The organism is Archangium violaceum Cb vi76 (assembly GCF_000733295.1).
Classification (GTDB): domain Bacteria; phylum Myxococcota; class Myxococcia; order Myxococcales; family Myxococcaceae; genus Archangium; species Archangium violaceum.
This window is the reverse complement of the sequence record NZ_JPMI01000423.1, coordinates 169,291-190,517: the sequence shown is the minus strand read 5'-3', so window position 1 is coordinate 190,517 and position 21,227 is coordinate 169,291. Positions and strand designations below refer to the sequence as shown.

The following is a 21,227-nucleotide window of genomic DNA, read 5'->3' as shown; positions in this document are numbered from 1 at the left end:
GTGTTGTTGTTGCTGGTGATGCCGCCCAGCCAGCCGGAGCGGCTGTTGGCGTTATTCCGATCCTCGTCGTCGTGGTAGATCTGGACGAGCGGATACTGCGAGGGGCAGGAGGTGCTGGAGGGGATGACGCCCACCTTGCTGAAGTCCAGCAGGTAGGTGAGGAGCCAGCTCCACCACTTATGATGGGGCCAGCCTACACGGCGCCCCTGGATTCGGTTCCGCCCCCAGGGAGCGGGTCACCCGCTTGCCGGCCTGGGATGGGGAGGCGAACCCAGCGCGAACTCTCCCACCGAGGTCTCGGTGAAGCGGCCCAGTCCCGAGGCCCGGGCAAACGTGTCGGGGTTTCCGCCGCCGAGCGCGCAGGGAGCGAGGCCCATGGCGGTCGCGACCAGGTACATGGTCTGGTACAGGGCGCCCACGTTCTGGAGGATGAGGGCGTAACCCATGGACTCGTACTTCCAGAAGACGCGCGGGAACCGCGCCGCGAGGGTTATCAGGACGTGTGGCGGTTCATGGCGGCCGAGCGCGCGGGCGGCGTCCTCGAGCAATGCGCGCACGTCGGGCGTCATGGGCGAGAGGTAATACAGTCGATGCTCGCCCGCATGATAGTGATACAGCCCGGCCGCGAGCTGTCCGCACGAGGCAACGCTGAGATAGAGCTCGAGCTCGTAGCTGGCGCCACCGCTGGGATACGGGCGATCGCTCGAGACCCCGTTCTCGCCGGCGGCGGTGGCCCGTTCGCGCGCGACGCGATAGAGAAAGGCGCCGAGTTCCTGCTCGGTGAGCGGGGTCGTGCCGTACTCGCGGCGGGATCGACGGTCCTCGAGCACCCGCGTGAATGAGATGTCTTCAGCGCACAGGCGCTCGAGCTCCGGCCGGTAGAGGTCCACCGCGGTCGAGGACATGGGCGCCTTGAGCGCAGGCGCCGGCTGGACGGGCGCCGCGCCCCTGAAGGTGCCGCCATATCCTCCCGCGTGCCGGCCCATGCGGCTCCGGGTATGAAACAGGAGATCGTGGAACTGCCACCTCGCGAGCGGCTCTTCGTGCTCGTCCTGGGGCTGACCTGTTGGCCGGGCCGGGACCAGCATTCGCGCCTGGTGCAGGACCGCGCACAGGTCGTCGGCCTCGTCGCGCGACAGGCCGCACGCCGCGTGCGGCAATGCCTCGCGTGTGTGCGCCGAGACCAGCGCCATGCACAGGAGCCGCGCGCGCGGATCGTGGAGGAGGATGCGTGCGCCGGTCGTCGAGCTCTCGACCATCAGCTCGTCATCCACGCGCCTGAGATACGCGAATGGAGACAGGATATAGGGGATGTCCGGGGCCGGCTCTCCTGTCTGGAGTGGGCCCGATGGGTTGGGTACCGGGAGTGGCGCGAGGGTGGCGAGCGCGCCCGTGGAGCTGGCGGCCACGGCTCCGAGCACGCCGGAGGAGCGCCACTCATCGAGGTGGTAATACAGCCGCGCGAGCTCCGCGGGGCCGTCGTGCTCGAGGAGTTGATCAGCCAGCTCCTCCCGGGTCGCGCCCGCGCCCGCCAGCGCGCGCACTGCATGACCCAGCCCGCGAGACGCCTGGCGCAGCACGAATTGCCAGCCTGCTCCACGAATCGCGAGCTGCTGCTCGGCCAGCTCGACGACCGAAACGCCGGGGCCAAGGAACAGCTTGAGCAATGCTCCGGATCTCCTGGTGACGGGTGTCATGACTCCATGGGAGCGATCAAAAGAAGATCGAGACAGGGTTGAGCTCATGCTCGAGGCGCGGGCGCTGCAACCAGCCGAGCTTGACGGGCACATCGTAAAGCCTGCCCGGACCGAGCCGCCGCCAGAAGTGCCGGAGCCCGGGCACCACGACCTTGACGACGTGCATGCCTATGTCCGGTCGCGTCTGGTCCAGGACCAGCGTCTCCAGCCCGTGCCTGGCTGCCATGCGCACACAGGCCTCGACGTCGTCGCGCAGATCGCCGCGGTGCTCGGTGGGATGGTCGGCCGCACGGACAGGCGGGAGGTCCGCGGCCGGTACGAGGTAGTCGTGCGCGTCGAGGGTGGCGTCCCGGAGCCACGCGTCGACCTCGTCCTCATTCGGGCGGGCCTTGTCCGGCGCACGGTCTCGCTCGAGAACCAGGGGCAGGAACTGGTTGGCCTCGGTGATGGCTCGGAGGATGCCCAGCCTGGGCGACAGGTGTGCACCGAATCCCAGGGTGATCGCTTGCGGATGTGCGTGCGTGTTGGCGGAGATGGCGGCGAACGCCGGGATGCCGAGATCCGTGGTGAGATCCAACACCCACAGCTCGCGTCCGAGCGAGCGATAGTAGGTCCTCAGCTCGGCGAAGTACGGCTCGTCGAAGGAGTCGAGATCCACTCGCGGGCGCCGGACACGGTTGTACCACCACAGGGAAACGCTATCGCGCTCGACCAGCTCCATGAATCCCTGGAGGATGGCTTCCTCGATGCAGTTGCCGGCCGCACAGCCGTTGGAGTCCGCCAGGCACGGCATTGAACGGGCGGGCTCGGGGTAGCCGTAGTAACAGTACGAGGCCGGCAGATACTTGAAGGTCTCCTCGGTCAGGGACCACAGCGGGCACCACTCCAGGGTGGCGTTTTCATCGAATGGTGCCGGGACAACGTGATTCATCTTGAGCTGCTTCGCGTTCCAGGCCTCGCGCGTGGCGTATTGCGAGTCACTGAAGCACATGGCTGTATTGGGGTGGATGGCTCGCCCGCCCAGCTCGCGGTAGCTGTGGCGGACGCGGATCTCGTCTCCCTGGAACACGCCTGAGTGCCGCTCGATGGCCTCGCACAGCGCGCTCGCCTTGGCCTGTGTATCGGTCTTTCCCTTGCCACTGCACTGTCCGCGAAAGTTGGTGCGCAAGAGCGACAGCGAGTCGCTCATCATGGCCGTGTTCTGACCCGAGATGTAGACGGGAGCGATCGATGGATCGGCGAATGAGGCGGCGTGCAGTGTGGCGATGACACCGGTGATCGGGCTGACCTGGTGGGCGTGCCTGGCCAGGGTGACCTCGGGAGCGCAGGCCCGGTATCCGCCGTCCTGGGTAAAGGCCTTGGGCTGGCTGCGTGGCCGCAGGGGGACGGGGGCTCGGGCGCGCCAGGATTCGCCGCCACCACAGGCGATGCATTGGGGCCGGCGTACGAGGGCGTGGCGCTCGGTGGTGAGGGTGGTGAAGTCGAGGGAGATCAGGCTGCCATCGAGCGCGCAGTTTCCATCGAGGGCGAGCCACTTGACGATCTCGGTGGCGAGCAGATGGGCCGCGGCGGCCGCGACCGGGGGCACGGTGGCCTGCGGATAAGGACGGGGGAGGGGCCGCTGATGGAGGCGCTCGAGGTATGTCTCGATGACGCGATTCTGCCGCAGGCGTGCGGCCAGGCACTGCCAGCAGCCCGTGTGCCCGGGGCGGAACACCGGACCGAGCCAGGCGCTCGGGCCGTGCAGTTTGGCCAACACGAACGGCGTCTGGCGGGCGAGGAAGCCGCGATTGTAGGCCTCCAGCCCGGGGTTCAGATAATCGTCGACGAGGATCACCGGGAGCCCGCGCTCCTGGGTGAGCGCGACTGCGTCGTTGGCTGGCCAGGCGTGGATATCGAGGCTGGACAGCGCCGAAATCAATAATTCCCGTGGTGCTGATGGATCAAGCGAGTGAATGGGCACGTGCGCGCCGCGCAGGCGCCGTGCACCCACGTCGGCATCCGTGCCGAGCGTCTCCAGGAAGGCGGCAACCGCGGGTGTGGTCGCGGGAGGCGCCGTCCGGATGAAGCCCATGTTCTCGAGCCGGGCCAGCACGAAGAAGATCTCGGCGGCCGGCACCCGATGCGCGAGCAAGTCCAGGAGCTCGTCCACGCTCCGGGTGCCGTCGAGCAGTGGAATGACAGAGGCATACGCCCGGCCCGTGAGCAACTCCGTGCCATTCCTGGCGAGCAGGAGGACATGGTGCTCGTCCACGACGTGTGCGTCGTAGCAGCTCTTGAGTGTTGGTCGATTCGACATGCCATCATCCTTCGGCGGACACGAGAGTCAGGCCCGCCTGTTCCGGGCGCGAGTGAGCGCGACGGCTTTGGGCCTCGAACTGTTGCAACAGTGCCGCGGGCGCGACGGCGAGGGCAACCAGGTGGCCCTCCAGCGGGACAGCCACCTTCCTGGCCATGGCCCACTCGGCCTCGAGCGCGCTGTCCAGCGGCTGGGTCACGAGCGCGGCCAGGGCCTTCGAGCGCTCGATGACCTCGGTCTCCGGGAGACCGGGTAGACCCCGTGTGTCGGTCAGCAGGAACCAGTCACCAAACACGGGCTGGATGGTCAGGGCCGGCCGTCTGGCGGCTCCGCGCCAGGCCTCGATCCACCGCGCGACCTCGTCATACAGGGTGCGCAGCAGCGTGGGCTGCTCGTAGAGCGCGCTGTCGTAGTCGCCCCAGAAGTGGAACGCGACCTGACGCGCGTCGGCATGCTCCGGCAAGGTCCAGGTGTACGAAGGAAGTGGCTCGAGGCGGCGGATTCCGTATTTGTCGGGCCGCTCGAAATACGGGCTGAACCGGTCGATGGAGACGTGCACCAGGCCGTTGGGTGGCGGCAGGTGGCGGAGCAGCGGCAAGAGCGCCGCGACCTCCGCGTGTTCATCGGCGGTCTCTCCGGGGATCCCCCACAAGAGATTCCACAGCACCGAGATGTCCACGGCCCGCGCGTAGCGGAGGAGCGCGACGTTCTGCCGCCCCGTGACTCCTTTATCCATGCGCCGCAGCAGTTGGCTGGAGAAACTCTCGATACCGGGCTGGATCTCGTGGACTCCTGCTTGCTCGAGGGCGACGACGTGCTCGAGGCGGAGGTTGGCTTTTTGCTCGTAGAACAGCCGCAAGCCCGGGAACGCGGCCGCCAGCCTCGGAATCAACGTCTGGAAGTACCGGCGCGGCATGATGTTGTCGACCATGAACACGTTCGGCTCCGGGTGGTGCTGGAGCAACTCGCCGAGCTCCTGGAGAACGCGCTCGGGGGACTTCTCGCGAAACCCCATGGCCTCTTCGCTGATGCCGCAGAAGGTGCAGTGATGAACCGCGCCCCACCAGCACCCGCGGCTGCTCTCGTAGGGCAGCACCATGGCGCTGCCGTGCACACTGTCCGGAAGGTGAGCCGCCATCTGCTCGTAGTAGTCGTCGAAGCGCGGCGTCGGCAGGTCATCCATGCGCCGCACCGGCGAGCCGCGCACCACGCGGTCGCGGGGAACCTGTCCCGCCGCGACCGCACGCAAGAAGCGCACGAAGGACTCTTCGCTCTCGCCTGAGAACACGTGATCGATGGCCGGCGACAGGCTGGCGATGCCCTCGGCCATCGCTCCTTCACAATTCGAGCCGCCGATGATGGTGATGATGTCGGGCGACAGGGCCTTGATGCGCTTGAGGATCGCGATGCTGGCCGCGGTCTCGTCATAGCAGGTCGTGCATCCCACGATCCTCGGCCGGGCTTCCACCACCATCTGGGCGATGGCATCCGCGAATGGCGCGGCCAGCGCTTCGATGGAATACAGCTCCTCGAGGCTGATGGGGAAACCCGAGTGGTGCTCGAACGCGATCGAGCGGCTCTTGCCGACCAGGAGGTTGGGATCGAACATGTCGGCCGGACATTGTCCGAGCGGCTCCAGGCCGTAGGCGGCGGCGGCGAAGATGCGCTCGCCCACGAGCGACGTGGCCGCCGCGAAGCCGATGGTATCGTAGCGTTTGACGCCGATCTTCGCGGCGAACCGCATATTCGCGTACAGGATGCGGACGTCGAAGCCAGCGTCGCGCGCGCACGCCTGGAGCAGGTGCAGAGCGAGCGACGGACGATCGAGCGCCGAGAATGGCGGGGAGATGAGAAGGGTGTCGACCATGGCTCCGCGGGGGCGCAGCTCGTGCACGGATGACGCCGCGCGTGCTCGCGAGGCCTGGAGCACACGACCCAGGCTCGCGTTGCACTCGGGACGGCGGGTGGGTCAGCTACTGCAGGTGCTACAGGTGCTGCAGAACTGCGTGCCGCCTTCCGCCCACAGGCGCGAGCTCTGATCACCCAGACCTTCGGGCTTCGCGGGCAGCGGCAGGCCGATCATGCCGGTGGCCGTATTCTTCATCAACTTGATATCGACCTTGCCGGTGCAATCGACGCCATACTGCTTGAGCACCGCGACAGGATCGGCTTCGACCTGTTTCTTGAACGCTTCATCCGTCCAGGTCTTCGCGACGATCTGCGCCCATGCCTTGCCCAGACTCTGCCAGAAATCCATGCTGCTGCTCCTCTCGTGGGGTGTTGCGTGGTGAGACAGCGGAGCCCAGGGTCACGGTGTTCTCGCCAACGAACCCTGCTCGAGGCTCGCGGGCAATTTTGTCTCCCCGGGGGTGTTTTCAGCGGCCTGTGCGGCCGGGTTCCGTGGCTCGGAGGCCTCGTTCCGGTTCGCTCGCACCGCGTCGAGCAATCGAGCGACCGCCATGGGACTCAGCAAGGCGCTCTTGAGGTCGCGTTGCCGCGCGCACGCTCGTATGTATTTCCAGTAGTGTGAGCGATCCTCCCAGACGACGCCCAGCTTCCACATGGCGAGCAGTCCTCCCGTGATGTGCTCCGGGAGCCGGAGCGCGGGCGGCTGCACCGGGACAGGCCGTCCACGGCTATCGAGCGTCATCCTGGCGGGCCGGCCCAGTCGGCGCGAGACCGCGTCACCCAGGGACTGCCATGCGAGTGCCAGCCCGGTACGGCTCGCGGCCCGCTGCTTGGGGCGCACGTGCTCGACCTGGTAGGTCAAGCGCCGCAGCATGCTCCTGGGTTCGTACAGCCCATCGACCGTCTCGGTGAACATCTGCTGCACCACGTCCTGGCCGAGCTTGTAATGCATGTACGGCCACTCTGGCCGCAGCCGCCCTTCGTGCTCCATGCGGCGATAGAGCTGCGTGCCTTTCAGCGCGGTCAACATGGTGATGCCGATCAGGACGATGTTCGCGCTCTCCACGAACGCGACCTGGGCAGCGCCAGACGTACGGGTGTCGGTGTCGAACCCGAGGATGAGAGAGCCCGCGACCTCGATGCCGTGGGCGTTGATCTTCCGGATCGACTCGGCCACCGGATGACGGGTGTTCTGCTTCTTCTGGATGCGCAGCAGCGTATCCACTTCCGAGCTTTCGATCCCAATCCCGAGGACCTTGAAGCCCGCGTCGCGGTACAGGCCGAGGAGCTCCTCCCGGTCCGCCACGTCCAGGGTCGCGGCGGTGTCGAATTGGAATGGGTAGTCGTGGCGCTGTTGCCAGCCGGCGATGGCTCGCAACATCTCGCGGGCGGTCTTGGGATTGGCGTGGAAGTTGTCGGACACGCACGTCACCCGCCCGCGCCAGCCGGAGTCGTAGAGCAGGTCGAGCTCACGGAGGTAGCGCTCGGGCGACTTCGACTGCGGCACCCGGCCAAATATCTCGATGATGTCGCAGAATTCGCAGAGGTAGGGGCAACCCTTCTGGAACTGCACCATCGCGGACGTGTAGTGCCGGGTGTCGATCTTCTCCAGCGCCGGCAGCGGCTGCAAATCCATCGGGATGGTGTCGTCGGTCTGGAAGCGGATCTGCCACGGCGGAGGGTGCTCGTTGGCGTCGAGCCACTGGACGAGCTCGTAGGTCCGATCACCCAGGTCGCCGATATGGACGATATCGAAGCTCGCGGCCAGGTCTGGATTGAGGATGACTCCAGGCCCACCGATGACCGAGATGGCGCCCCATCGCCGCGCGTGCGTGGCGATCTCGTTGGCTCGCCGGGCTTCGATGTACATGCCCGAGAGGAACACGATGTCGGCCCACTCCAGGTCCTGTTCACAGACAGGAGTGCCGATGCGCTCGTCGATCAGCCGGTGTTCCCAGGACTGGGGAAAGTAGTTGATCGCGGTCATCAGGCCGAGCGGCATCGACAAGCTCTTGAACTGGCGGAGCGATGTCTTCCAGCGGGGAAGGGCGGGTGGACGTGTGCTCGGCACGCCGCGAAAGCTCGCCTCCGCGGAGATCCACAGGCACCGCTTGTGTGAGCGGACCGGCGGCGATTGCAGCCACTGCGGACGTTCCTCCGGGGGGCACCCAGGCGCGAGGACCGGCGGCTTGATGATGGGCGTGCTCCGTGGACCTGGCCGCTGGCTCATGGCTCTTCCGGTCCGGCGCGAGATGCGCATGGACAAGTCCTGTGATGCTCCTTCGAGGTGTTTTGGACCTCAAGCATTCCCGTGGACACTCAATGTTTGATGTTGTCTCGTCTGTTGAATGTTCAACATCGCGTGTTCCAACGCATCCAAGACCTGTCTGTCGTTGACGGGCGGGGGCGTGGAGCTGGGCATGGGTCATGAGCGGCCATTGGCCACGAGTGTGAGTTGGCTTTCACTCCAGGAGTGGTCTACAGGAGGCACGAACAATGAACTCTTGTTCGCGAAGCAGTGTGCTGACGTGGTGGATCATGGCGGGTGCCCTGGCGGGTTGTGAGCCGCGAGAGCCCTCGGGGCAGCCGGACGCGGGGCAGCCCGAGCCCGCGTGCTCCACGCCCACGGGCGCGCCCATCGAGCACCAGGGCACCATCTCCGCTGCCGAGACGTGGTCCGCTTCCAGCCCTCATGTCGTCGTGGGGGACCTGCTGGTGCGCGCGACGGTGACGGTGGAGCCCTGCACCGTCGTGCGCATGGGGCCGGCCCGCTCCATCGGATTGGACAGTGGTGGCTCGCTCGTCACCGCGGGCACGCAGGCGCGTCCCGTGCGCTTCGAGCCCCAGGAGGCGAGCCAGCCCTGGGGCCAGTTCCGCATCTACACCGGAGGCTCCGCGCGGCTGACGTGGACGGTGCTGTCGGGCGGTGGAAACCCCTCGTCCGCCGAGGCCACCGTGCGCGTGAGCGCGGGCGCGGACCTCCCCGGTCCGAGGCCGCTCTTCGTGGACCATGTCACCATCGAGGGCTCGCGAGGACCGGGCGTGCTGCTCAATGGCACGAGCGGCTTCGCCGAGGGCTCCACGGCGTTGGTCATTCGTGGCTCGGGAAGTGAGGCACGTCCGGAGCCGCTGGCCATCAACCCCAACGCCTTGGGCACGTTGCCCTCCGGTACCTATACGGGCAACCGCTCGGACACCGTCTTCGTCAGCCCGGATGTGGCGTCGTCCAGCGTCTTCTTCGTCGGCGCGGATGCCACGGTGCGGGACCTGGGCGTGCCCTACGTCATGGACGGGTTGCAGGTGGGCAACTCCAGCTTCGGGGCCACCGTCACCGTGGAGGCGGGGGTCGAGCTGCGCTTCCGGCCCGAGAAGACGCTCCGGGTGTATGACGTTCGCAGCGCGCTCATCGCCGTGGGCACGGCCTCGCGTCCGGTGGTCTTCACCTCCGCCCGGGCCACGCCCGCCGCGGGGGACTGGGCGGGCATCCGCTTCGATGGGCTGAGCCCGGACAGCCGGCTGGAATCCGTATGGGTTCGCCATGCCGGTGGCGCCTGCCAATGCTCGGGCTACGGCTGCAATTACCTGCCCGGCTCGTTCGACGTCAGCTCGGCCATTCTCGTCTTCCAACAACCGGGTGCGGCCTTCATCGCCAACTCGCGCATCGAGGACAGCGCGGGGCACGGCATCCTGCGGGGATGGGAGGGCTCCGACGCGGTGGGCTTCCTGGCGACGAACAGCTTCGCCCGGGTGGCGGGCTGCACGCAGACGACGCCTCGGGACGCCGAAGGGCGCTGCCCCAGCAGTCCTCCCTGCCCTCGGAGTCCTTGAGCGCTGTCGCGCATGTCTTCTCCTTTCCCGCTCCATTCCCAGCCAGGACATGGCTGTCAGGGGAGAGGAACCTCCGTGTACTCGCGTACCGTGAAATCAAGGGTTTGCGTGCGGAACGGGACTTGCTGTGGCGCGAGGTCCCCTTTCCTGGAGGATGACAGACATGACGCGAAAGCATCTGGCCGCGCTGTGGGCGGCTTTGTCGTTGGTGGGCTGTGGTGGTGGCTCGGGCTTTGGCGCGGCCCCGGGTGGTTCGCAAGACATCGCGCTGGCTCGCACGAAGATCGACCAAGGACAGATACCGAGGCCGGAGGACTTCGTCGCCGAGGGGCTCTTCGCGGAGCATGACCTGCCCCTCGAGGGCCCGCCCTGCGAGCAGGTGCTGTGTCTGAGCACGGCGACGGCCATCGCGCCGGCCCTCGACACGGGGCGTCAGGAGGTGTTCGTGCAGGTGGGGTTCTCCTCGGGCGTGGACCCGGCCACCTTCCGCCGCAAGCCGCTCGACGTGGCGCTGGTCATCGACCACTCGGGCTCCATGGAGGGCGAGCCGATGGAGGCGGTGAAGGCCGCCGCGCGCACGCTGGTGGACAAGCTGGACCAGAACGACACCCTCTCGCTGGTCATCTTCGATAACTCGGTCAGCACGCTGGTGTCGCAGGGCCCGGTCAAGGATCGCGCGGCGCTCAAGCGCTCCATCGGCACCATCCAGGATGCGGGCGGCACGTGCATCGAGTGTGGGCTGCGCGAGGGGTTCAAGCAGCTCGCCACGAGGCAGGTGGATCCGTCACGGGCCCGGCGGCTCTTCCTCTTCACGGACGCGATGCCCAACGTGGGCGCCACGGGTGATGGCGAGTTCATGGAGCTGCTGCGTGAAAACTCCCAGAAGGGCCGGGACACGACGGTGTTCGGCGTGAACATCGCGTTCGGGCAGGCGCTCGTCACGAAGATGTCGGCCGTGCGCGGCTCCAACTACTTCTACCTGAGCGACGCGGAGCGGACGCGGAAGGTGTTCGACGAGGACTTCGACTTCCTGGTGACGCCCATCGCCTACGACTTGAAGATGGCGCTCACGCCGGCCGAGGGCTCCCGGGTGGAGGCGGTGTACGGCCTGCCCGGAGTGGAGCCCGGGGCGAGTGAGGCGGTGATGGACGTGGCCACGGTGTTCCTCTCGCGGCGCCGGGGCGCGGTGCTGGCGCGGCTCAGCCGGCCGGAGCAGGGGCCGGTGTCACCCAACCAGCAGCTGGTGACGAGCGCGTTCTCCTACAACGCGGCGGAGGGGAACTCGGGCACGGCGGTCACCCTCACGGCGAGCTACGAGGGCAGCGAGCCGCTCGTGTCCTCGGAGGCGTGGTACTCGCAGCGCACGGTGCGCAAGACGGTGGCGCTGACGAACTTCATCCTGGGGGCGCGGATGGCCTGTGACAAATGGATGAAGGGCGAGCACGTGCAGGCCCGCGAGGTGGCGGACCGGACGGCGGCCCTGATGCACGCGGAGGCGGAGGTGCTGGACGACGCGCCGCTGCGCACCGAGGCGGAGCTCGCGAGCAAGCTCGCCGCGTTGATGGTGCGCTGAACCCGCCGCGCGCCGTGGGCCAAAAGGGAGGGCCGCGTCACAACCCCTCGCCCTCCGGGAGAGGGACGGGGTGAGGGTATCACGGGCCCTGGGTTGAGCCCGTCACCTGGGGCTCCTTGCCCGGGGCCGCGGGACGCGTGGGCCAACGCATGGTCCACGTCGCGACCTGGAACAGCCCCTTCTCATTGGGAACATGGGCGGCCACCATGGCCACGTCGCCGTTCACCGCGGAGGTCAGCGAGGTGTCCGGGCCGAACTCATTCCATACGAGCCGGGTCCGCACGGGTCCGTGGGAATAGGCCTCCCAGGTGCTGAACACCAGTTGGTAGTACTCGTTGATCCAGAAGACGCCGCGCTCGGAGCCGTTCCACAGCGGCTCGGCGAGCAGCGAGAGGCCCATGGGGCCATCGAGGATCTGCCCGAACCGGATACAGCGCTGCTCGAGGGTGGCGATCTTCAGGATGCACCGCAGGGCCTCTCCCCGGTAGATGCGGATCCACTCCACGTTCCTGCCATCGCTCACGATGGCGGCGCTCGTACCGAACCCGAGGAAGACGCGCTCGAGGACGGCCTGCTCGGTCTCGTCGGACATGCCCGGGACCTTGGGCCACCGGTTGACGGTCCGGATGGTGGGCGGGACCTTGGATTCGGGGATGACCTTGGGCTCGGCCGAGGGCTTTCCATCGAGGCCGTACGGCCGGGAGAAGTAGCGGTCCTCGATGGACGAGCGGTACGTCACGACGAAGCCCTGCTCCGAGCGGCGGACGTCCGGGTAGACCTCACCGGGAGGCGTCTGGTGCGCATGGGCGAGGGTGCCCGTCATCCACGCGGCGAGCAGGACTCCGCGCATCCACACCGGGGGGTTCTGGTTCATCCCCCGAGCCTACCCGAGAGCCCGGCCCGCGTGGACCTCCCCCGGGTCATTCGCGGGGCCGGGCCGTCTCCACCTCGGGGTCCGGCGTCCCCTGGAGGTAGCCGGCCTGCTGGAGGGCCTCGATGGCGGCCTGGCCGATGTGGCCCTGCTCCGCGGTGGTGCTCCGGCGCTTCCACCGCTCGAGCTCCGCGCGGAGGGCGGTGGAGGCCGCTTCGGCCCGGGCGGACTCCTCTCCGGCGATGTCGCGCTGTCCGGATGGATCCTTCGCCAGGTCATACAGCTCGCGCGGCTTCACGGTGGTGCGCAGGCCGTAGGAGAGCACGGACTCCTTGCCCTCGGGGTTGATGATGACGAGCTCGTCGCCCTGGTACCGCGCGAAGAAGTAGCCCTTGCAGTCGGCGTAGGCGGGGACGTCGGGGAGCGGCTCGCCCCGGAGCGCGGGGGACAGGTCCCTCCCGTCCAGCCCGGGCGGGTGCGGCACTCCGGCGAGCGAGAGCAGGGTGGGGAACACATCGATGAGCTGGACGCGGGACGGGATGCGCTGCCCGACGGCGAGCTTCCCCTCCCAGGCGATGATGAGCGGGACCTGGAGGACGGAATGGTGGGGCGCGACGTGCTCGAGCACGGCACCGTGCTCGCCGAGCCGCTCGCCATGGTCCGCGGTGATGACGACGATGGTGCGCTCCAGCACGCCGTGCTGGTCCAGCGTGGCGAGCATCGCCTGGATCTCCTGGTCCGCGTCCACGATGGCCGAGTCGTAGAGCGCGTTGATGTGCTCCTGCTCGCGGGGCGTGACGTCCCCAGGGGACATGAACTGGTTGTGATCCTCCTGGGTGAAGGCGTTCTGGAAGCGCCCCTCGTAGCCGGGGTCGAACCGGAGTGGCTGCCGGGGGGTGAGCGGGTAGTGGACGTTCTCCAGGTGGAACCAGGCGAAGGTGGGGTGGTCGGCGAACTGCGCGGCGAGCCGCTCGAGCTGCTTCCGCGGCGAGGGCTTGATGAAGACGTTGATGCGGTCGGCGTCGTCGAAGTCGGACAGGTCGATGGGCGGGAAGAGCGCCTGGTCCGTGCCCGCGAAGGTGTCGTAGCCGTGCGCGGCGAGGAGCTGGGGAAGGGTGGCGAGGTCGGGCGGGGGCCGCTGCCCGCGCTCCTGGACGCCGGTGCCGAGGGGGTAGCGGCCGGTCATCAGGGAGGTGATGGAGGGCCAGGTCAGGCAGGACTGGGCGGTCGCGCGGTCGAACTGGACGCCCGAGCGCGCCACGTGATCGATCATCGGCGAGGTGTTGCGCCCATATCCATAGGTGCCCAGGTGGTCGGCGCGCAGGGCGTCCACGGTGATGAGCAGGATGTTGGGAGCGGACGAGGCGCTCATGACGCGGGGGGTGGACCAGAGACCGCGCGCCTCGCCCGTGCCGCCGGCGGCCTGGGCCTCCAGGGTGATGCGCGAGCGCTGGCCGGCCTCGCCCTCCAGACGCAGCCGCTGGTCGTGCCACTTCAGGTCCGCAGGCACCACCTCGTCGAGCAGCACGCGGTCATCCTGGCGGGCGATGAAGCGCACCGGGGCTCCGCGCGAGCCCTGCTCGTGGCCCAGGCCCACCCAGAGCTCGGCGCGCTCGGGCAGGGTGACCTCGAAGGTGTAGCGGCCGCCGGGACGTGCCACGAGCCCCGTGCGCCAGCTGGAGCCCGTCGGGCTGGCGTTGGCGGCGCGGCGGATGAGGCGCGAGAGGATGGGGTTGCCCGGGGTGCGCCAGTCCGGCATGTCCGCGTTCAGCACCTCGATGCGCCGCACGGCGTTGGCCGCGCCGGAGATGACGAGCAGGCCCGCCCCCGCGTTCGAGGGCAGGTGGGCGAAGCGCTGGCACATCCACTGTCCGTTGGGGGCGCGCGAGGACCGCAGGCAGGGCCCCAGCTCCTTGCCGGGGAGGGGCCCGTCGATGGGCCGGGGCTGGCCTCCGAAGGCCGCGGCCTCGGCGGCGTCGAGGCTGCGCAGGGTGATGGCGGGGCGGGGGCCATCGGTGGGGGCCATCCGCACGCGGAGCACGAAGCCGCGTACGGGCTCCACCGGGAGGGGCACGGCGAGCGCGGCGTGGCCCGTGGTGTCCGGGAAGCGCTCCAGCTCGAGCAGCGCCGGCTCCGCGGGGGGCGCCGGGACCTCGAGGGCGTTGGCCAGGGCATCGATGAGCCGCGGGGACGTGGGGGGCGCGGCGTGGGGCCTCAGGGTGAAGGCCAGCCCCAGCGCGCCGGCCAGCAGCACCAGCAGCACGAGCATCCGCGCGCGCATCATTGTTCCTCCCGGTAGACGAGGTGCTCACGCGCGTCCAGCCAGCGCAACGGATCCTGCTCCATCCAGCGCAGCAGCTCGGCTCGCAGCGAGGCGGTGACGTCCGGGTGCTCGCTGGAGAGGTCCCGCTGCGCGTGGGGATCCGCCTTCAAGTCGAACAGCCGCCAGCGGGGCGACTCGTTCGTCGGCATGTAGACGAGCTCCCAGGGTCCCCGCCGCGCGGCGCGGAGCTTGGCGGTCACCGTCCGATCCATCCACGAGCGCTTGAGCACGAGCGCATGCGTGCCGGGCTCGACCTCCAGCAGCTCCAGCAGGGCCGGGTAGGTGAGGGCACCGGGCGGTTGAGACCGGGGGCCGCCGAGCCAGAGGGTGGTCTCGGCGAAGACGGTGCGGTCCTCGGGGAGCGGCTGGAGCAGGGAGCGGCCGTCGAGGCCCTCGGGCACCTCGAGCTGGAGCGCGTCGAGGAGCGTGGGCATCAGGTCCACCCCGCTGGCGAGCCCCTCGCGGATGCCGGGCGTGATGCCGGGGCCCTGGAGCAACAAGGCGGTGCGGTTGGCGGCGTCACCGCCCTCGAACCACTTGCCGTGCTCGGTGGTGGTGCCGGGCTCGAAGAGGTTCTCCCCGTGGTCTCCCGTCACGACGAGCAGCCGGTCCTGGACGCCATCGGCCTCGAGCCGCTCGACGAGCCGGCCCACCTCGCGATCAAAGGCCCTGAGGCTGCCGTCGTAGAGGGCGCGGATCTGCTCGATGTCCGTGTCGGCCGGACGGTCGGAGACGCGGGCGAGGTCGTTGAGCTGCTGGAGCTCGTAGGAGTAGCGGCTGGAGCCCGTGTAGTCCGGCCGGGTGTAGGCGTTCGCGTCCGGCATGGGCGGAGCGAAGGGCGCGTGGGTGACGGAGTAGAAGGCCACCAGGAGGAAGGGCTTGTCGCTGGCCTCGAGCCGCTCGAGCTGGGCGAGGACGCGCCCGGTGAGGACGGAAGGGTCCGCGTTCACCGGGAGGTAGCGGGCCACGGGGAACAGCCGCTGGCCGAGCGGGCCACTGAAGAAGGCGAGCGCGAGGGGCAGGCGCTGGAAGGACTCACGGTCCGCGAAGACCTCGACGCTCGTTTCGGGCGGGGCGTCGACGACGTCGAAGCCGTAGCGGACGCGGTTGAACATCTCGCCGGCGTAGTCGCTCACCACGGCGGTGTTGTAGCCCTGGGCGGCGAGCACGCTGGGGAGCGTGGGCAGGAGCACGTTGGACACCTCGGCGCGGGGGAAGAGATCCCTGATGCCGTGGCGGTGCGGGTAGACGCCCGTGAGCAGCGAGGTCCACGACGCGGTGGTGCTGGCGATGGGCACGAAGTGGTTGGCCACCCACAGGCTCTTGCTCCGCAGGGCATCCAGGTGGGGCGTGGTGTCGCGCGGGTTGCCCTCGGAGGTGAAGCGGTCGGGCCGGAGCGAATCGGCGGCGAGGATGATGATGGACCTGCCCTTGGACTGGGAGGTGCTCCTCATCGGCAGCGCGGAGGCGAGGGCCACGAGGAGCACCGCCCCGCCGGTGAAGAGGGCCTTGCGTCCGAGCAGGAGCCGGTGGTGCCGCACGAGCGCGGCCACGGCCCAGGCGGCGCCGAGGCCGAGCAGGAGCAGGTCCAGGTTCCGCTCGCCAAGGCCCTCCACCAGCGCCACCTGGAAGTGCGCGCGGAGGCCACCCATGCGCCAGAGCATGTCCTCGAAGAGGGCGGGGCGGTGGGCGATGGTCCGAGCCACCTGGGCGGCGGCGAGCAGCGCACCTAGACCAGCCACCCGGAGGCGGGAGGGACGGAGGCCGAGCCCGAGCAGGAGGACGCGGGCCGCCACGCCGCACAGGGCACCCACGAGCACCACACCCAGGACGAGCGCGGCCTGGAACCCGAGGATGTGGGTGGTGAGGGCGGACATCTCGTCCCGCACCTGGCCGGTGAGTTGCCGCCACGCGGGGAGCAGGAAGGCGCCGAGCGAGAGCAGGTGCACGGCCAGGAGGAGGCCGGCGCCCAGGCCAGCCGCCTCGAGCCAGGGCAGTGCCCTCGAGACCCGGGAAGCGGGCGGGTGAGAACTCATGCCGGGCAAGAAACCCGATCCGCCGAGGGGCATGCAAGGAATTGCGGCCGGGAAGCTCCCCTGCCCGTGCCCGGTCCCGGCGGGGGGGCGCCCGGAGGGTCATTCCTCACCGGCAGACGGAGTGGGCGGTCTCGTAGGTGCCCACGTGGGCCTCCAGGGTGGCGGTGATGGGCTTCGCGTAGCCGCCCCCGAGGGTGAGCACGATGGGGAGACCGCGGTGCCACGCGGCCTGCAGCACGAACCGGTCGCGCTCGCGCATGCCGGAGTGGGTGAGGGACAGCCGGCCGAGCGAGTCCTCGGCGAGCGGGTCCACCCCGGCCTGGTAGAAGAGGATGTCGGCGCCCGCGGCCTCGAGCACCTCGGGCAGGTGGGTGACGAGCACATCGAGGTAGGCGCTGTCGTTCACGCCATCGGGCAGCCCCACGTCGCGGCTGGAGCGCTGCTTGCGGAAGGGGAAGTTGTGCTCGCCGTGGATGGAGAAGGTGAAGACGGAGTCATCGCCCTGGAAGACGGCGGCGGTGCCGTTGCCCTGGTGGACGTCGAGGTCCACGACGACGGCGCGCTGGATGCGCCGCTCGGCCTGGAGGACGCGGATGGCCACGGCGATGTCGTTGAAGACGCAGTAGCCCTCGCCGTGGTCGGGGAAGGCGTGGTGGGTGCCACCGGCGAGGTTGCCGGAGATGCCGTCCTCGAGGGCCGCGCGGGCGGCGCCCACGGTGCCACCCACGGAGGCGCACGAGCGCACGAGCAGGTTCTCGGACCAGGGGAAGCCCAGGCGGCGGAGCTCGGCCTCGGAGAGGGTGCCGGTCCAGAGGGCGTCGAGATAGCGCGGGGTGTGGACGCGCTCCAGGTCCGTGCGCGAGATGGGGGCGGAGGGCTGGAGCTGGCCGGGGGAGAGCACGCCGCGCTCCAGGAGGAGCTCGCGCAGCAGCCGGTACTTCTCCATGGGGAAGCGGTGCCCGGGAGGGAGGGGGACGGCGTATTGGTCGCAGTGGAAGACGCGCACGGGGGGACATTAGACCCAAGGGGAGGCTCGTCCGTTACACCAGCGAGCGCGCGCTGGAATTTCGACCCGGATTACCTCTCCCCGGAGCCCTGCCATGACCCTGAAGTCCGTTTCGCGCCCCATGCTCGGGGCCGCGCTGGCCCTCGTTGCGTTCGCGTCTCCCCTGGCCCTCGCCGAGGCGCCCCAGAAGCCCGCCCAGTCCCAGCCCCAGGTGCAGGGGGCACAGGCCCAGCCCCCGCCGTCCCAGCAGCAGCAGATGCGTCCGAGGATCGACGTGGTGTTCGTGCTGGACACGACGGGCTCGATGTCGGGGCTGATCGAGGGGGCGAAGCAGAAGATCTTCTCCATCGCGTCGCGCATCGCACAGGGCAAGCCCACGCCGCGGGTGCGGGTGGGGCTGGTGGCGTACCGGGACGTGGGGGACGCCTACGTGACGAAGCGGTACGAGCTGACGGAGGACCTGGACGGCCTCTTCACGCATCTGCGGAAGCTGCAGGCGGACGGAGGCGGTGACACGCCGGAGCACGTGGGGCGTGGGTTGGGCGAGGCGGTGTCGAAGCTGTCGTGGGACCAGAGCCGGGAGACGATGAAGCTCATCTTCCTGGTGGGGGACGCGCCGCCGGCGCAGCGCAACGACGACTGGAACTTCAAGCACTGGGTGAAGCGGGCGGCGGAGAAGCACATCGTGGTGAACACGGTGCGGTGTGGAGGGGACCCGGAGACGGAGACGCACTGGAAGCTGGCGGCGAAGACGACGGACGGGCGGTACGAGTCGCTGGAGCAGTCGGGAGGAATGGTGGCGGTGGCGACGCCGTATGACGCGGAGCTGGCGAAGGTGAACGCGGAGCTGGCGAGCAAGACGCTGTACGCGGGGAAGAAGGAAGCGCAGGTGGCGAACCGGGCGAGGGCGGAGCAGATGGCGACCCTGGCGCCGGAGGCGGCGGCGGAGCGCATCCAGTTCCTGAAGACGACGCGTGGAGCGGGGAAGGGAGCGGGGGCCGCCGCGTCGGTGAGCAGCGCGCCGGAGGCGGTGGGGGGAGCGGTGGATCTGGCGGCGCAGCCGGAGGCGCTGGCGAGCGTGAAGGCCGACGAGCTGCCGCAGGAGTTGAAGGGGCTGGACGCGGCGGCGCGGGACGCGAAGGTGAAGCAACTGGCGGGGGAGCGGAAGGCGCTGGAGGAGAAGGCGGCGAAGCTGGCGGCGGAGCGGGACGCCTGGAGGGCGAAGAACGTGGCGGACAAGGACGACTCGTTCGACGCGAACGTGATGAAGGGAGTGAAGGAGAAGGCGGCGAAGTACGGCCTGACCTACTGAGCGAGCAGTCCACGCCAGGGCCCCATCACCCGAGTGCCCCAATCATCCGAGGGCCCCAATCACCCCTCTCCCCTCGGGAGAGGGACGGGGTGAGGGTATCTGGAGCACTCGGGTTGCGAGCCACTTGGGGCCCCGTGTCCCCTACGGCCAGCGCACGCTCCCTCCGGCAGCCATGGCCGAGCCGACGAACGGAGTCATGGTCTTGAAACCCGTTGGGGGAGTCATGGCGGTGGTGCTGGCCACGCCGAGCTGGGTGATGCCGTGGGGGAGGAGCCGCTCGAGGTTCCAGCTCCTGCCCTGGAAGTGGAACGGGGTGCTGGAGCGCAGGGCCGCGGAGAACAGGTTGGTGCCGAGCGGGCCCACGGACGTCCCCACCACGGAGGACAGCCGCTGGAAGGTGGCGATGGGCTCGCCGCGGGAGAAGGTCTCCGGGCGGGAGAAGTCACCACAGGGCTCGCGGTTGAGGTACAGCGTGAAGCTGCCGGTGGCGTCGAGCGACACCGACAGGTCGCCATTCTGGAACTTCCGGGCGGTGAATGGCTCGGCGCGGAAGGTGAAGAAGGCCGAGCCCTCACCGTGATGAGGGCCGGCGAAGAGGGGCTCGATGCCCCCGAGGTGGGCGAAGTAGCCGAGGTCCTGCAGGGACCCATCCTGGGCCTCATAGAAGCGCCCGATGGCGTACCAGACGACTCCAGCGATGGGGTGCGGGTCCATGGCCGTATCTCCGTGACTCACGCGTGGGCGCGCAGGAACTCCACGAGGGGAGGATTGAGGGCGTCGGGGTGGGTCATGTTGGCGGCGTGGGCGGCGCCGGGGACGAGGACGAGGCGCGTGCTGCCGGGGAGGGCCTTGTGGAGGAACTCGCCCTCGGAGGGGGGAATGCCGGTGTCATCGGTGCCGTGGAAGACGATGGCGGGGCAACGGATGTCACCGAGCCGGGGCTGGATGTCGTCGCGGTCGATGAGGTTGTTCATGGCGGCGACGAAGTGGTCCTTGGGAGTCTGTCGCCAGCGGTCGAGCCAGGGGGAGTGGAAGCGGGAGTCGCCGATGATGCCGCCAGCGAGGAGCTGGATGATGTTCTCGGTGGCGCCCGGGGTGCCCCAGAGGTCGCGTGTCTGGCGGTAGCCGGCGCGGACCTCGGGCTCGTCGATGGTGCCGCGGGTGCTCATGAGGACGAGGGCGCGGACTCGGTCGGGGTAGCGGAGGGCGACGCGGAGGGCGCAGTAGCCGCCCTGGGACATGCCACCGACGACGGCCTGGCGGATGCCGAGGTGGTCGAGCAGGGCGATGCAGTCGGCGGCGGAGTCATAGAGGTCGAAGGGCTTGCCATCCCAGCGGGTGCGGCCGAAGCCGCGGGCGTCCCAGCGGATGACGCGGAACGCGGGGGCGAGCGCCTGGACCTGCGCGTCGAACATGCGGCTGTCCATGAGGAAGCCGTGAGCGAGGATGAGGGCGGGACCGGAGCCACCGGAGTCCTCGAAATAGATGCCTTGGTGGTTGAGTTCGGCGATGGGCATGGGCGCGTTCTAGCACGCGCTCAATCCTCGTCACGGGTATCCATCAGCTCTCGGAGGTAGCGCTCGCGATGGAGGAGGAAGTCGCGAGTCAGGCGGTAGTGCTCGGTGTCCTCGTAGGCGATGGGGGCGAGACCCTGCTTGGACAACCAGTAGATGCGCGAGTCCGGGTAGGCCAGGAGGATGGGCGAGTGCGTGGCGATGAGGAGCTGCGAGGACTTGCGGCGGGCCAGGTCGTCGATGTGGCGCAGCAGGGTGAGCTGGTGCTGGGGTGACAGGGCGGCCTCGGGCTCGTCGAGGATATAGAGTCCGTTGGCCCAGAAGCGGTTGCGCACGAGCATCAGGAACGACTCGCCGTGGGACTGCTCGTGCGGCGAGACGCCACCATAGGCGTCCTGGAGGATGTCCGGCATCTGTTCCAGTACGGTGCCCACGTTGAAATAGCTCTCCGCGCGCAGGAAGAAGCCGGTGCGGGGGCGGCGATAACCCCGGATGAGCCGGAGGAAACGATGCAGCTCGGATTCGGAGCTGCGGGTGGAGAAGTTGAAGCTGCGCGTGCCTCCCTCGGGGTTGAACCCCGCGGCGGTGGCGATGGCCTCGAGCAACGTGGACTTCCCGCTGCCGTTCTCCCCGGCGAAGAAGGTGACACGCGGGTGGAGCTCCAGGCCTTCCAGCTCTCGCACCACGGGCAGGTTGAACGGATAGCGGTTGAAGTCCGGCACCTGCTCGCGCAGGAGCGTCACCGTGCGGATGAAGGTCGGGTCCATGGTCCTCGCTGGTGCCTCGCGGTCGAGGATACACGAGCCGGATTGTCTGGCTCGGGCGCTCGATGTAGCGTCGGACGGCATGAATCGCTGGAT

Annotated in this window: 15 protein-coding genes; 3 read left to right on the top strand and 12 right to left on the bottom strand. The window is 69.0% G+C overall.

Annotated features, from left to right (window positions below; genetic code table 11):
• Positions 1 to 236: 236 nt before the first annotated feature.
• The 5 genes from Q664_RS50565 to Q664_RS53920 form a co-directional block, all read right to left on the bottom strand.
• Positions 237 to 1,667 (bottom strand): SagB/ThcOx family dehydrogenase, encoded by a 1,431-nt coding sequence (locus Q664_RS50565; protein WP_043414457.1) that lies wholly within the window; start codon positions 1,665 to 1,667, stop codon positions 237 to 239.
• A 46-nt stretch (positions 1,668 to 1,713) separates the two neighbouring features.
• The gene (locus tag Q664_RS50560; protein WP_043414453.1) at positions 1,714 to 3,996 is read right to left on the bottom strand and encodes a TOMM precursor leader peptide-binding protein; all 2,283 of its coding nucleotides are present in this window, start codon (positions 3,994 to 3,996) and stop codon (positions 1,714 to 1,716) included.
• A gap of 4 nt (positions 3,997 to 4,000) precedes the next feature.
• The gene (locus Q664_RS50555) at positions 4,001 to 5,863 is read right to left on the bottom strand and encodes a RiPP maturation radical SAM C-methyltransferase (RefSeq protein WP_043414451.1); all 1,863 of its coding nucleotides are present in this window, start codon (positions 5,861 to 5,863) and stop codon (positions 4,001 to 4,003) included.
• Between the two features lie 102 nt (positions 5,864 to 5,965).
• Complete coding sequence (locus Q664_RS50550) at positions 5,966 to 6,253, bottom strand: hypothetical protein (protein ID WP_052519720.1); 288 nt, start codon at positions 6,251 to 6,253, stop codon at positions 5,966 to 5,968.
• 51 nt (positions 6,254 to 6,304) lie between these two features.
• On the bottom strand, positions 6,305 to 7,975 hold the full coding sequence (locus Q664_RS53920) for a B12-binding domain-containing radical SAM protein (RefSeq protein WP_160174679.1): 1,671 nt from the start codon (positions 7,973 to 7,975) through the stop codon (positions 6,305 to 6,307).
• 425 nt (positions 7,976 to 8,400) lie between these two features.
• Between Q664_RS53920 and Q664_RS50540 the strand changes: the two genes are divergently transcribed.
• Entirely contained in the window at positions 8,401 to 9,732 is a 1,332-nt protein-coding gene (locus tag Q664_RS50540; protein ID WP_152622840.1) for a hypothetical protein, read from the top strand.
• 163 nt (positions 9,733 to 9,895) lie between these two features.
• Positions 9,896 to 11,305 (top strand): vWA domain-containing protein, encoded by a 1,410-nt coding sequence (locus tag Q664_RS50535; protein ID WP_043414445.1) that lies wholly within the window; start codon positions 9,896 to 9,898, stop codon positions 11,303 to 11,305.
• A 79-nt stretch (positions 11,306 to 11,384) separates the two neighbouring features.
• Here Q664_RS50535 and Q664_RS50530 read toward each other — a convergent pair whose 3' ends face one another.
• From Q664_RS50530 to Q664_RS50515, 4 genes are all read right to left on the bottom strand, one after another.
• Entirely contained in the window at positions 11,385 to 12,179 is a 795-nt protein-coding gene (locus Q664_RS50530; protein WP_043414442.1) for a hypothetical protein, read from the bottom strand.
• Positions 12,180 to 12,225: 46 nt separating this feature from the next.
• Entirely contained in the window at positions 12,226 to 14,460 is a 2,235-nt protein-coding gene (locus Q664_RS50525) for a sulfatase family protein (protein ID WP_152622839.1), read from the bottom strand.
• Positions 14,457 to 16,535, bottom strand: a complete 2,079-nt coding sequence (locus Q664_RS50520) for a sulfatase family protein (protein WP_160174678.1) — start codon at positions 16,533 to 16,535, stop codon at positions 14,457 to 14,459. The genes Q664_RS50525 and Q664_RS50520 overlap by 4 nt, the downstream gene beginning before the upstream one ends.
• A 106-nt stretch (positions 16,536 to 16,641) precedes the next feature.
• Positions 16,642 to 17,541: a histone deacetylase family protein gene (locus Q664_RS50515; protein WP_043414433.1), complete on the bottom strand. Its 900-nt coding sequence runs from the start codon at positions 17,539 to 17,541 to the stop codon at positions 16,642 to 16,644.
• A 94-nt stretch (positions 17,542 to 17,635) separates the two neighbouring features.
• Between Q664_RS50515 and Q664_RS50510 the strand changes: the two genes are divergently transcribed.
• Entirely contained in the window at positions 17,636 to 18,853 is a 1,218-nt protein-coding gene (locus Q664_RS50510; protein ID WP_043414430.1) for a VWA domain-containing protein, read from the top strand.
• 141 nt (positions 18,854 to 18,994) lie between these two features.
• Here the strand turns inward: Q664_RS50510 and Q664_RS50505 are convergent, their stop codons facing one another.
• The 3 genes from Q664_RS50505 to Q664_RS50495 are packed head-to-tail and all read right to left on the bottom strand — an operon-like array spanning position 18,995 to position 21,134.
• Entirely contained in the window at positions 18,995 to 19,567 is a 573-nt protein-coding gene (locus tag Q664_RS50505; protein WP_043414428.1) for a hypothetical protein, read from the bottom strand.
• A gap of 17 nt (positions 19,568 to 19,584) precedes the next feature.
• Positions 19,585 to 20,370, bottom strand: a complete 786-nt coding sequence (locus Q664_RS50500) for an alpha/beta fold hydrolase (RefSeq protein WP_043414425.1) — start codon at positions 20,368 to 20,370, stop codon at positions 19,585 to 19,587.
• A gap of 20 nt (positions 20,371 to 20,390) precedes the next feature.
• The gene (locus Q664_RS50495; protein ID WP_043414423.1) at positions 20,391 to 21,134 is read right to left on the bottom strand and encodes an AAA family ATPase; all 744 of its coding nucleotides are present in this window, start codon (positions 21,132 to 21,134) and stop codon (positions 20,391 to 20,393) included.
• Positions 21,135 to 21,227 lie beyond the last annotated feature (93 nt).